Origin of the sequence: Roseibium salinum, assembly GCF_026240905.1 — a bacterium.
Taxonomy (GTDB): Bacteria; Pseudomonadota; Alphaproteobacteria; order Rhizobiales; family Stappiaceae; genus Roseibium; species Roseibium salinum.
The window spans coordinates 4,752,154-4,764,610 of sequence record NZ_JAPEVI010000003.1; the positions used below are offsets into that span (position 1 = coordinate 4,752,154).

At 62.3% G+C, this 12,457-nt stretch carries 12 protein-coding genes; 8 read left to right on the forward strand and 4 right to left on the reverse strand.

What is annotated here, in order from left to right:
* Window position 1 precedes the first annotated feature (1 nt).
* Window positions 2–925 (reverse strand): DUF58 domain-containing protein, encoded by a 924-nt coding sequence (locus ON753_RS26365; RefSeq protein ID WP_265966983.1) that lies wholly within the window; start codon window positions 923–925, stop codon window positions 2–4.
* A 26-nt stretch (window positions 926–951) separates the two neighbouring features.
* Complete coding sequence (locus tag ON753_RS26370) at window positions 952–1,971, reverse strand: AAA family ATPase (RefSeq protein ID WP_265966985.1); 1,020 nt, start codon at window positions 1,969–1,971, stop codon at window positions 952–954.
* A 281-nt stretch (window positions 1,972–2,252) separates the two neighbouring features.
* Here ON753_RS26370 and ON753_RS26375 point away from each other — a divergent pair, with 281 nt between their 5' ends.
* The 5 genes from ON753_RS26375 to ON753_RS26395 all read left to right on the forward strand — a co-directional run bounded on the left by ON753_RS26375 (window position 2,253) and on the right by ON753_RS26395 (window position 6,287).
* Entirely contained in the window at window positions 2,253–2,873 is a 621-nt protein-coding gene (locus ON753_RS26375; protein WP_377047227.1) for a DUF1285 domain-containing protein, read from the forward strand.
* A gap of 54 nt (window positions 2,874–2,927) precedes the next feature.
* Complete coding sequence (locus ON753_RS26380) at window positions 2,928–3,578, forward strand: CoA pyrophosphatase (protein WP_265966987.1); 651 nt, start codon at window positions 2,928–2,930, stop codon at window positions 3,576–3,578.
* A complete protein-coding gene (locus ON753_RS26385; protein ID WP_265966989.1) occupies window positions 3,578–3,838 on the forward strand; it encodes a DUF6111 family protein in 261 nt (86 codons plus the stop codon). Before ON753_RS26380 ends, ON753_RS26385 begins: the two co-directional genes overlap by 1 nt.
* A 4-nt stretch (window positions 3,839–3,842) precedes the next feature.
* Window positions 3,843–5,099, forward strand: a complete 1,257-nt coding sequence (locus tag ON753_RS26390) for a CCA tRNA nucleotidyltransferase (protein WP_265966991.1) — start codon at window positions 3,843–3,845, stop codon at window positions 5,097–5,099.
* A 156-nt stretch (window positions 5,100–5,255) separates the two neighbouring features.
* On the forward strand, window positions 5,256–6,287 hold the full coding sequence (locus ON753_RS26395; RefSeq protein WP_265966992.1) for an HD-GYP domain-containing protein: 1,032 nt from the start codon (window positions 5,256–5,258) through the stop codon (window positions 6,285–6,287).
* Here ON753_RS26395 and hemF read toward each other — a convergent pair.
* Both hemF and ON753_RS26405 read right to left on the reverse strand, forming a co-directional pair.
* Window positions 6,284–7,210, reverse strand: coding sequence for an oxygen-dependent coproporphyrinogen oxidase (gene hemF / locus ON753_RS26400; protein ID WP_265966993.1), 927 nt, complete (start codon window positions 7,208–7,210; stop codon window positions 6,284–6,286). The two genes, ON753_RS26395 and hemF, sit on opposite strands and share 4 nt — an antisense overlap.
* A 61-nt stretch (window positions 7,211–7,271) precedes the next feature.
* Complete coding sequence (locus ON753_RS26405; RefSeq protein WP_265966994.1) at window positions 7,272–7,742, reverse strand: tRNA (cytidine(34)-2'-O)-methyltransferase; 471 nt, start codon at window positions 7,740–7,742, stop codon at window positions 7,272–7,274.
* Window positions 7,743–8,040: 298 nt separating this feature from the next.
* On the opposite strand from ON753_RS26405, the gene ON753_RS26410 reads away from it, so the two are divergent.
* The 3 genes from ON753_RS26410 (at window position 8,041) to ON753_RS26420 (ending at window position 12,140) form a co-directional block, all read left to right on the forward strand.
* Window positions 8,041–8,634 carry a hypothetical protein gene (locus ON753_RS26410; RefSeq protein ID WP_265966996.1) on the forward strand — a complete coding sequence of 198 codons (594 nt, stop codon included), beginning with the start codon at window positions 8,041–8,043 and terminating at the stop codon, window positions 8,632–8,634.
* A 206-nt stretch (window positions 8,635–8,840) separates the two neighbouring features.
* Window positions 8,841–10,628, forward strand: a complete 1,788-nt coding sequence (locus ON753_RS26415) for an ABC transporter ATP-binding protein (protein ID WP_377047270.1) — start codon at window positions 8,841–8,843, stop codon at window positions 10,626–10,628.
* A gap of 192 nt (window positions 10,629–10,820) precedes the next feature.
* Window positions 10,821–12,140: a methyl-accepting chemotaxis protein gene (locus ON753_RS26420; RefSeq protein WP_265966998.1), complete on the forward strand. Its 1,320-nt coding sequence runs from the start codon at window positions 10,821–10,823 to the stop codon at window positions 12,138–12,140.
* Window positions 12,141–12,457: the final 317 nt, after the last annotated feature.

The window sequence follows — 12,457 nt, forward strand, 5'->3', positions numbered from 1 at the left end:
GTCAGACGCCTCCTCTGTGCATCATGTCCAGGGTGCCGGAAAGCGCGCTGTGCAAGACCAGCAAGGGTTCCGCCGCCGGCCGGTCGGTGTGGTGGAGAACATAGGTCCATCCCGCCCGCCGGGTCATGCTCCTGATCTCCTCGCGGTGGGCTTCCAGCTTGTTCTGGTACTCCTGACGCCAGTTTTCCGCCCGGCCGGTGGTCAGGCGGATGCCTTTTTCCGGATCGGTGAATTCGATGCGCCCGCCAAAGGGGAAGGTTTCCTCGATCGGGTCCATGACCTGAACCAGATGCCCGCGGGCTCCCGTCCCGGCGACGCGGGCGATCCAGGCGGCGATTTCATCGATGGGGTCGAGAAAATCGGAGATCAGGACCACATCGGCAAAGCGCTTGACCGACGTCGTGTCGGGAAAGGCGAGCGGCTTGGACAGATGCGCCAGGGCGTCCGCCAGCTTTTCGGCCGCGCGCCGGTCGGAGAACGGCCGCGTGAGGCCCGGAAGGCCGATACGCTCGCCGGTTTCGGCAAGCATGTCCGCCATGGCCAGCATCAGGACGATAGCCCGGTCGCGTTTGTTGGCTTCCGACAGGCGTGAGCGGAACACCATGGACGGTGACAGATCCGCCCAGAGCCAGACCGTGTGCGCGGCTTCCCATTCCCGCTCGCGGACGTAGAGGTGGTCGTCCCGGGCGGACCGTCGCCAGTCGATGCGTTTTGCCGGTTCGCCGACGTTGAACGGCCTGAACTGCCAGAAGCTTTCCCCGGGGCCTGCCCGGCGGCGGCCATGCCAGCCGGCAATGACGGAGCTGGCCACGTGGCTGGCTTCAACCAGCAGATCAGGCAGGGCATCGGCGACCGAGCGCGCCTCGCCGATCACGTTCGGCCACGTGCTCTCGTCGATGCCTGCCGTCTTGTTGCTGGGGTCCATCCTGTGTGGCTCCTGGAAGGGTTGGATCAGGCGAGCGCTTCTTTCACCTTGCGGATGACATTCTGTACCGTGTGGCCGTCCGCCCGGGCGGCAAATGTCAGCGCCATACGATGCTGCAGGACCGGTTCGGCAAGCGCCAGCACGTCGTCAATGGAAGGCGCCAGCCGGCCGTCGACCAGCGCGCGGGCGCGCACGGTCAGCATCAGCGCCTGGCTGGCGCGCGGTCCCGGGCCCCAGGCGATCAGCCTGGTGACGTCGGAAGGCGGCGCATCCGGATCCGGCCGTGCCGAGCGCACGAGATTCAGGATCGCCTCCACGACGGACTCGCCGACGGGCATGCGGCGCACGAGCTGCTGGTACTCCATCAGCTCCTCCGCGGATATGGCGACCCGCGCCCTGGCCTGATCGGCACCGGTTGTTTCCAGGAGGATCCGGCGTTCGGCTTCCAGATCGGGATAATGAACATCGATCTGCATCAGGAAGCGGTCGAGCTGGGCTTCGGGTAGCGGATAGGTGCCTTCCTGCTCGAGGGGGTTCTGCGTGGCCAGCACGTGGAACGGGCGCGGCAGGTCGTGAGGATGCCCGGCAACGGTGACGTGATATTCCTGCATGGCCTGAAGCAGCGCCGACTGCGTGCGCGGGCTGGCGCGGTTGATTTCGTCGGCCATCAGGAGCTGGGAAAAGACCGGTCCCGGAATGAAACGGAAGGAGCGGCTGCCCTCGACGCTTTGCTCCATCACCTCCGCCCCCAGAATATCGGACGGCATCAGGTCCGGTGTGAACTGGATGCGGCGTGCGTCAAGCCCGAGCACCGTGCCGAGCGTTTCCACCAGCTTGGTCTTGGCAAGGCCGGGAACCCCGACCAGAAGCCCGTGGCCGCCGGAGAGAATGGTGACGAGGGTCTGTTCGACCACGGCTTCCTGCCCGAAGATGATCCGGGCAATGTCGGCCTTGGCATCGCCGATACGATTGACCGCCCGTTCTGCCTGCTCTGCCACGGCAGCGAGATCTTCGTCGGAAGGGCTAGAGGGAGAAACAACGCTCATGAATCACCTTTCCCGTAATTTATTGTCCCGGCCGCCGGTGCTGCCCGGATTGTATATTTCTCGGTTCGAGTTGCTGCGACTGTTGCTGCGACTCTGGCAGTCTGACACCATATGAATTAGTAGATAAGGCGTAATTGTGCGCCATACAGTGGAAAGCTCCAAGTTTCTTGCCACGGCTTGGGGATAAGGACCGGCCTGAAGTTGTCGGATCCTGGAGTGTGACAAACACGCGAGGCCCGGAATTGCTAAAAATCCGGGTGTCATTATCTGACGAGCAGGAGATGAACAGGCCGATGCCCGACGGATCCGTCAAGTTGGACAAGTCGATGCCGCAAGGGCTCAGGGCCCTGATGAGCCGGGCCGATTCCAAGGACAAGACGCCACCTCCGGTGGAAAAGTGGAATCCGCCATTTTGCGGGGATCTCGACATCCGCATCGCCCGCGACGGCACCTGGTTCTATCTCGGCTCGCCGATCGGCCGCGAAGCGCTCGTCAAGCTGTTTGCATCCGTTCTGCGCAGGGACGAGGACGGCAGGCACTATCTGGTCACGCCGGTCGAAAAGATCGGCATCACCGTCGAAGACGCACCGCTCCTGGCCGTGGAGCTGGCCGTGGAAGGCAAGGGCGAGGATCAGGCCCTGACGCTGCGGACAAATCTTGGTGATCTCGTCAGGGTCGGCCCCGATCATCCCCTGAGGTTTGAAAAAGAACCGGACAGTGGCGGCCTGAAACCCTATGTTCATGTCAGAGGCAGGCTGGAAGCGCTGTTTACGCGTGCGCTGATGTTTCAGCTTGCCGATCTGATGGAAGAGCGTGGAGACGGGGACAGGACCGAAACGGGGATCTGGAGCGCAGGACGGTTTTTTGCAGTCGCGCCCGAGCTGCTGACTGCGGAGGACTGAGGGCTTGCGACAGCAACCCCTGTCCCTGGATCCGCTATCGAACGGCCGAACTTGATGACTGTATCGCTGATGAACGACACATTTGCCGGTCCGGACTGGGCCCGCCAACTGCAGCGCCGCCTGGCCGACGCAGGCCGGCGGCAAGGCGGGCGCGAAACCGGCGACCACACTCTCAACCCGGAGCTCGGACCCTATGCCAGATGGAACGGCCCGCCGCGCGATGCCGCGGTGCTGATCGGTATCGTGCAGCGCGACGGGGGGCCGAACCTCATCCTGACCCAACGGACCGGGCACCTCACCTCCCATGCGGGTCAGGTCGCCTTACCCGGCGGCAAGATCGATCCGACCGACAGCGGACCTGCGGAGGCGGCTCTGAGAGAAGCGGAAGAGGAGATCGGGCTCGCTCGCGAGCGCGTCGAGCTTCTGGGCAATCTGCCAACCTATCTGACCGGCTCGGGCTACCGGGTCGTTCCGATCGTCGGCGCTGTCCGGGAAGCAACACCCTACCGTCCCAATCCGGACGAGGTCGAGGCGGTTTTCGAAGTCCCGCTCGATTTTCTCATGAACCCTGCCAACCATCAGAAACTGAGCCGGGAATGGCAGGGCCACCGCCGCTATTTTTACGCCATGCCTTTCGGCGAGCGGTACATCTGGGGGGTGACGGCCGGCATCATCCGATCCTTTTATGAAACGGTTATCCGCTGATGCTGCGCTTTGTTGTCATTCACATTATCTTGTTCCTTCTGCCGTTCTTCTGCTACGCCATCTGGCTGTGGCTCAGCAAAAGGAGCAAGCATCCCGACAGTTGGACGAAGGGGCCGATTGCCTGGCTGACCCTCGCCGGTCTTGTCCTGGTCATCGCCGGCCTGGTCGTGATGGCGGTCACCGACACCAGCCCGGAGGGCAAGAACTTCCGGCCTTCGGAGATGCGCGACGGCGTTTTTGTTCCCGGCCGGTTCGAATGACGCGATGACAGCCAAGGCAGATGACATAATCCGGCAGGCGGACTGGTTGCGGTCCGCGGGCATTCAGGCCCTGTTTGCCGCGATTGAACAGGATGGAGACCAGGCCCGCGTCGTTGGCGGCGCGGTGCGCAACACGCTGTTGGGGCACGATGTTCCCGACGTCGACATCGCCACGACCGCTCTGCCCGAAGACGTCATGAGGCGCGCGGCCGAAGCCGGACTGAAGGCGATCGGCACCGGCATCGATCATGGCACGGTGACGGTCGTAAGCGGCGGTGTTCCCTACGAAGTCACTACATTGCGCGAGGATGTCGAAACCTTCGGCCGTCAGGCGCGGGTGGTTTTCGGAAGGGACTGGACGCGGGACGCCGAGCGCCGCGATTTCACGATGAACGCGCTCTATGCGGACCGGCTGGGACACGTGCACGATCCGCTGGGCGGACTGGAAGACTGCCTCTCCCGCCGCGTCCGCTTCATCGGAGACCCGGACACGCGTATCCGGGAGGACTATCTGCGCATCCTCCGGTTCTTCCGCATCTATGCAGCCTATGGCGCCGGCAAGATGAATGAGGACGGGCTCGGAGCGTGCCTGCGCCAGCGGGACGGCCTCAGGCAACTGTCCGCCGAGCGGATCGGCCACGAAATGCGCCGGCTGTTGCGGGCTCCGCTGGCGGCGCCCGCCCTGCGCATGATGAATGATTGCGGATTGTGGGAAATCGCCACCGGCGGCCTGGCACGTATCGACGATTTTGAAGCCTTGCGGAGCCTGGAGGAAGTCGCACCCGAAACGCGGGATCACGAACTGGGGCTCGTCGTTCTGGCCGGCTTTGTCCGTGAAGACCTGGAACGGATCTGCGACCGCTTCCGCCTTTCCAATGCGAACCGCAAGAGAATGAGAGCCGCCTGGGCGGCGATGAAGCGGCTGAAGAAGTCGCCGGCATTCCCGACACCCGCATCCCTCGTTTACGAGTTCGGCCGGCAAGGGGCGATCGACGGGCTTCTTGCTTTTTGGGCAGGTATGCGTGCCCAGAAGCACCAGGGCGACGACGATAGGTTTGCCGCCATGTTGTCTGCCTTGCGGACAGAGCCCGTGCCGGAATTCCCTCTCAAGGGAGCCGATCTGATCGCGTCCGGCCACGAGCGGGGACCGGAGCTCGGCAATCTCCTGAGCCGGCTGGAAGCCGCATGGCGCGACAGCGGCTATTCGTTGAGCAAACAGGACTTAATGAGGTTGTCGGCCGAATTGGCCGACAACAATTAGAAGTTTCTAAAGGAAAACTGCGCCATCTTCGTGGTTGTATACGGAAGATGCTTTTTTAGCTGCCGCGTTGCCGCGAGACCGATAAGGCGAAGAATGGAAATTGTCCTGATCTCGGACGGGCCTCTCCCCAGCCCCTCACCCGCAGCAAGCTTGCCGTTGTTCTTTAAGGCACGCCGGGCTGCCATGGCCGGACTGTCACGGGAAACGGTCGGAGATGCGCAGGTTGCCCTTGTCGACTTGCAGGACGCCGGGCAGGCGGGCCTGGTGGCGCTGAAGGCCTGGGAAGGCGTCGCCGGCATTCCGGTGATCTGCCTTTTCGACCGGAAAAACCGCCGGGAACTCATCCAGGCCGGGGCTTTGGGAAAGTTCGAGGCGCTTGACCGCAGTGAGCCGGTTGCGGTCCTTTTGACCAGGATTCGCGCGCTCACTGGAAACGATATCTGCAAGGCGCTGCCGCCGGGGCTTTCCAGGCAAACCACCGAGGCCTACCGGAAAAGCAATGCCTTTCTGGAAAGCCTCACGCTTTCGGCGATCGAGGGCGCGGATATCGAGGTCAATCTCATGAGCGAAAGCGCAGCGGAAATGCTGACCGCACTGTCGCTCGACGGCCTTTCGGTCTGGCTCAACGCGGTTCACACCCATCACAGCGGCACCTACTGCCATTCGCTGATGGTGGCCGGTCTTGCGGGCATGTTTGCCAGGCATCTGGGCTGGCCGGAGGAGGCCTGTCTGGAGATGATAGCCGGCGGTCTGGTGCATGACATCGGCAAGACGCGCATTCCCCTCGCCATTCTCGACAAGCCGGGAAAACTTACGGAAAAGGAGCGCGAGATCATCAATCGGCACCCGGACATCGGCCGCGTGATCCTCAAGCCGAGACACGAATTGTCCGTCGCCATCAAGAAGATGGCGGTGCAGCATCACGAATATCTTGATGGATCGGGGTATCCGGACGGACTGACGGGCGAGCGGATTTCCCAGGATGTTCGGTTGATGACGATCTGCGACATCTTTGCCGCGCTGACGGAGCGGCGCGCCTACAAGGACGGGGCGCCGCCCCGGGTCGCCGTCAGCATCATGAAGCAGATGGGGCCGAAACTGGACCAGGACATGCTTTCCCAGTTTGCGCGCATGGTCCTTGAAGACCGGTTCTGCGCGGTCAAGCGCTCAGCAAAATCCGCCCGCTAGGGCCACTTCACCACAGGCGGCATGGAGGACAGGATCGAGGCGACGTTGCCGCCGGTCTTCAGGCCGAAGATCGTGCCCCGGTCATAGAGCAGGTTGTATTCCACGTATCTGCCCCGGCGGACGAGCTGTTCTTCCCGCTCCGCATCGCTCCAGGTCTTTTCGAAGTTCCGGCGGACGAGCTCCGGATAGACGTTCAGGAAAGCCAGCCCGACGTCCCGGGTGAAGGCAAAATCGTCGCTCCAGTCGCCGCTATGGAGATAGTCATAGAAGATGCCGCCGACACCGCGAGGTTCGTTGCGGTGCTTGAGGAAGAAATAGTCGTCGCACCAGGCCTTGTAGGCCGCATAGTCGGCGACGTCATGGGCGTCGCATGCCATCTTCATCGCCTCGTGAAAGGTTTGCGTGTCCGGGTCTTCCTGCGCCCTCCGGGCGTCCAGGACCGGGGTCAGATCGGCGCCTCCGCCGAACCACTGGCGGGTGGTCACCACCATGCGCGTGTTCATGTGAACGGCAGGCACATGGGGATTTTGCGGATGGGCGATCAGGCTGATGCCGGAGGCCCAGAAGCGCGGATCCTCGCTGGCGCCAGGGATCTGGCCGCGGAATTCCGGAGAGAATTCGCCATGGACCGTCGAGATGTGAACACCCACTTTCTCAAAGACGCGGCCATGCATCAGGGACATGACACCGCCGCCGCCCTTGGCGCCCGTGCCGTCGGTCCGCTCCCACGGAGTGCGCTCGAACCGGCCGGCGGGCTGCTCGGCGAGAGGGCCTGGCAGGGATCCGATCTCGTCCTCCAGGTCTTCAAATGCCTTGCAGATCCGGTCTCTGAGCTCCTGAAACCAGGTCGAGGCGGTGACTTTCTTGTCCTCGATACCGTCCGGGATCGGACCGCCGCGGTTTTCCGGAGAAGGTGCATTCATGGGATTGGCCTAGACTGGTTGGTGTCCGTACCTGGGACGGATCAGCGGACGGAATTGGAATTCATTTCAGGTTCTTAGGAAATCGCGCAGTTTGCCGCAAGGCTTCGCCGAGTACCATGCCCGCGCAGACCGCAACATTGATCGATCGCATGCCTTCGGCCATGGGAATGGTCAGCCGCGCGTCGGCACGTTGGTGAACGCCCTCCGGTACGCCCGAACTCTCCCGGCCCATAAGCAGGATGTCGTCGGCCCGGAATGAGAAGTCCGTGTAGGGGCCGGCGGATTTGGTCGTCAAGAGGATAAGCCGGCGGTCCTGCTCCCGGCACCAGGCTTCGAAGGCGGCAAAGGATGTGTGACGGATCATCGCCGCGCGTTCCAGATAGTCCATGCCGGCCCGTTTGAGCGCGCTGTCCGAGATCGGAAAGCCTGCCGGTTCGATCAGGTGCACGGTGATGCCGAGGCAAGCTGCCAGGCGGAGAATGGTGCCGGTGTTTTGCGGAATGTCCGGCTGGTAGAGGGCGATGTCTGGCATGGCGCTTCGGGGGCTGTCGGGCAGGGACCGGTCGTGCTTAACAGGTGACCCGGCATTTGTCATGACGGCAAGCGCTCGAGATCGAACGCGGCGTCCGACCCAAGGACGTGGTTCCCGACTTCCCAATCCTGCCTGTTCGGCTATCATCGGTGACAAACTCGGGAGCTACTTGCAGAATGTCGGGTATTTCAACTCGGTAGCGTGTGAAAAGCGGGAAGCTTTGTCGATAGGACTTGGGGGAGTGAGCGTGACGTCAAGGACATCCGAAGCTCGTGCCAGGCGCGCCCTGAGGGCCGCCTTGCAAAAATCGCTGCGTACGCATCGGCGCGGGACAGGTTGGCGCTGCATTCAAGGCGTCTTGTTCCGCGAGCATCAGGGATGGTTCTTCGAAAGCTGGATGCATGTGCCGCCCAAGGGAAGTATAGGTTGGCAATTTAACGCAAAACCGATGGCTATCGATCCTATCCTCTGGCGCCTTGTGGGCCACGAGGAGTGGAATGAACAGCCTCTTTCGTGGAGAATCCTCGGCAGCGTATGCGCTCCGCTCGTTGTCACGAAGATCTTCCCGGAAGTGTCGACAGACCCTGACGTGGAGGCAATCCGTTTAATTGAGTGGTCGAACCAACAGCTCGAGGCATTCATGCGCAATGCGACACTCCAGGAGTTTGTAGCCTTACTGGAGAAGATCGAGAAGCCGCCACGCGGTCACGCTATCACGCGCATAGCAACCTACATCCTGATGGGCGATGAGATGACCGCGCTGAAATTGAGCGCGGATGCAGCGGCAAAGGGGGAGAATGGCGGCATGCGCTTTTACGGCCATGGCGGCCCCAAGACCTTTTTCGAGGGCGCTGTGTCTTGGCTCAAGACCCGCAACACTCTGTTGCACTGATGCGCCTGCCCGGATGCACCAACCCGCTCGCCAACGCGCTTGCACTATCCTTACCCTGGCCTAATTACCCTTGGACCATTTTTTCGCCAGGTGGGTAGGATAGGAGAGATTCGCTCCTGCCCCTCCCCATGGAGACGCCCGTGTCCCCTCTTTTCCGTTTGTTCGAAACCTGGATAGATCCGTTCAGGGAGCCTCCCGGCCGGGACATGCCGCGCGGCGGCTTCGCCTTTCTGCTCTACTTCGTCAGCCAGGTTCGCTGGCCGTTTGCCGCCATGCTCGTGCTGGGCGGGGCCGCGGCCTTCATCGAAGTGGCGGTCTTCAATTTTCTCGGCAAGCTGGTCGATCTTCTGGACAGCGGTAACCGGGAGACCTTCTTCGCCGATCATGCATGGACGCTCCTGGGGATGGCGTTTATCGTCCTCGTGCTCAGGGCGCTCACGCTCGTCCTGATTTCGCTGGTCGAGGAGCAGACGATCGTTCCGGGGTTCTTCAACCTCGTGCGCTGGCAGAGTCACCAGCGGGTGATGAAGCAGAGCCTTGGCTATTTCCAGGACGACCTTGCCGGCCGTCTGACACAAAAGGTCATGCAGGCCGGCCTCTCCGCAGGCGACTTCATGTCCAACCTGCTGCAGGTTGCCTGGTTCATTATCGTCTACGCGCTCACGACCCTGGTTCTCGTGGCCGATCTGGACCTTAGGCTCGGGGCGATCGTGGCTCTGTGGCTGAGCTGTTTCGCGGTGGTGGCCTGGAACATCGTTCCGCGCGTGCGCAGCGCCTCCAAGGCGGTCGCCAATTCCTATTCGGGGGTGACGGGCCGTCTGGTCGATACCTATACCAACATCCAGTCGGTCAAGCTGTTCGGGTCGGCGCTGGAGGAGAGCCGCGGCGCCGGGGCGGCGTTCGACAACTTCATCGGGAAACTGAAGACATTCACCCGACTGCTGTCGACCATCCGCATCATCATGAGCCTGATCAACGGCGTGATGATCGTTGCCATTGCGGCCATGGCCCTGAAGATCTGGCAGGATGGCGGCATCAGCACAGGCCATGTCGCCTTCGCACTCAGCCTGATCCTGCGGCTGAATATTCTCCTCAACCGGCTCTTCAATCAGCTGAACGGCCTGTTTCGCCATTTCGGTTCGCTGCAGGACAGCATGGAGACGATCGTCAAGCCCATCGTTCTGACGGACATGCCAGGTGCCCGGGATCTGGTCGTCGCAGAAGGCGCCGTCAAGTTCGAGAACATCCGCTTCCACTACGGCAAGACGGGCGGTGTGATCGATCATCTGAACCTGTCGATCAAGCCGGGGGAACGCGTCGGGCTCGTCGGGCCCTCGGGAGCCGGAAAAACCACTCTGGCGAGCCTGCTCCTGCGGTTCTTCGACGTCGAGGCCGGGCGTATCCTCATCGACGGACAGGATGTGAGGGACGTCACGCAGGCGTCCCTGCGCCGTTCCATCGGCATGGTGACGCAGGATCCGTCCCTGCTGCACCGGTCGATCCGGGAAAACATTCGCTATGGACGGACATCGGCGAGCGAAGAAGAGCTGTTGGAGGCCGCGCGCAAGGCACACGCCCTCGACTTCATCGAGCAGCTTGAAGACAAGCGGGGCCGGAACGGGTTCGATGCCTTTGTCGGGGAACGCGGGGTCAAGCTGTCAGGCGGGCAGCGCCAGCGTATCGCCATCGCGCGCGTGCTCTTGAAGGACGCGCCGATCCTGGTGCTGGACGAGGCAACGTCTGCGCTGGATTCGGAGGTCGAAGCCGCGATCCAGGAGAACCTGCAGGGGCTGATGACCGGGAAGACGGTGATCGCCATCGCCCACCGCCTGTCGACAATCGCCGCCATGGACCGTCTGATCGTCATGGACAAGGGCCGGATCGTGCAGCAGGGAAGCCACGAAGAGCTGCTGTTGCAGGAGGACGGCCTCTATGCGCAGCTCTGGCAACGTCAGTCCGGCGGTTTCCTGAAGCCGGAGACGGCCGTGGCCTGATCGCGCGGCAGCTTCTGCCGGTGGTTCTCTTCAGCGTCCGGCATTTATGTGGCCATACCCTAAGTATTTTCCCGAGCATGGCGGATTACCGAATCTTTACGCCCGGCAGGCTAAAGATCCGTTTGCTTGGCGGATGATCCGGGAAACCCCACCCGCAGTTGCCGGGCTTGAAATGACTGCCGGAGTTTTCTCGTGACATTATCAATCAAGGGCCGCTTTGTGGCCATGGTCCTGACCGCCGCCGCCATCATGATGGCCGGTACGGCTTTCGCCTTCTACACCTTTCGACAGGCTTTCATGCGGGAAATAGGCACGGCGGACGGTGCGAAGCAGTTTCTGTCGGGAAATGTCGCGGCCAATATCGACGGTCTCATCATGGACCAGATGATCACGATCGGCCTGGTGGTATCACCGGTCGGTCTGGCTTTTCTGGGCCTTGCGATCATTCTGGCGTTGGGCATCGCACGGCCGCTCAACCGCCTGCAGGCCGGCCTCGATAAACTCTCGGACGGGAATTTCGATATTGAGATCGAGGGGGCCGGGCGCAGTGATGAAATCGGCGCGATTGCGCGCTCCGTGATCGCGTTCAGGGGCAATCTTGCCGAACGGGCCAGGGAACAGGCGCGCCAGGAACTGGCGCATCAGGAGGCCTTGAGCGAAGAGCGCAAATCGCTGATGCAGGATGTCGCGGACGATTTTGAAAAATCGGTCCTCGGCGTGGTGGCGGCTCTTACCAAGGCAGCCGGCAGTGTCGAAAGCAATTCCATGGAGCTCAGCAGCGCGGTGAATTCCTCGCTCCAGGCCGTGCAGGAAGTCCATATCGCCACGTCGGAAGCTGCCAGTTCGGTGGAGATCGTCACCAATTCGGCAGACCGCCTGTCCGGATCGCTGAGGCGCGTGCGCGAAGATGTGGACCAGGCCACCGACATCGCCAGCACCGCCGTTCAGGAGGCGCGCAAGACGGATGAAATCGTCGGACGTCTGTCGGAAACCGGTCGGGCAATCGGCGAGATCGTCGAACTCATCAGCCGGATCGCCAGCCAGACCAACCTGCTTGCCCTGAACGCGACCATCGAAGCGGCCAGGGCGGGGGAGGCAGGACGCGGCTTTGCTGTGGTTGCCAACGAGGTCAAGGTCCTGGCGGAACAGACCACGAAGGCGACGGACGACATTTCCGCCCAGGTCGCCGCCGTCCAGGAGGTCGCCGAGCTTTCGGAAACCGCGATTCGCTCGATCACGGAAACCATTGGCCGCATCAGCGAGATATCCGGGAAAATCCGCGAGGCCGTGGAAGAGCAATCAGCGGCCACGCAGGAAATCAGCAGCAATGCGCTGACCGCACGGGCAAGTTCGGATCAGGTCACCAGCAATGTCGGCACCTTGAGCGGTGTCATGGAGACCAGCCGCTCGGCGACAGGCGAGATGCACCGGGCTTCATCGGAGCTCGGCCAGCTTTCCAGCAGCCTTGAGGCGCAGGTGAGCCAGTTTCTGCAAAGCGTTCGGGCGGCCTGAAGAACCCCATAGTGGCGGAAAAGTCCGCCGCCCAATGCCGTTGCATCAGCCAAGGGCTTTGACGCTGCCGCTCGCCGCCCGTCCGGCGTCCTTCGGATCGCTCTGGAGCGACCAGTGCATCCAATTTTATGGGACAGAGCGCGGTTACGATCCCCTTAAACTGACGCACCGCCGTCAATACGGCCAGAGCGGCGAGACAAAGCCGGCAAGTCGACCCGCTACATCGGCCGAGAGTTCTGGCGCTGCGGCGCGCAGCGGGTGAACGAAATCCAGGGTGAGACGTGATCGAAACGATCGCAGCTGGCTCTGTGATGGGG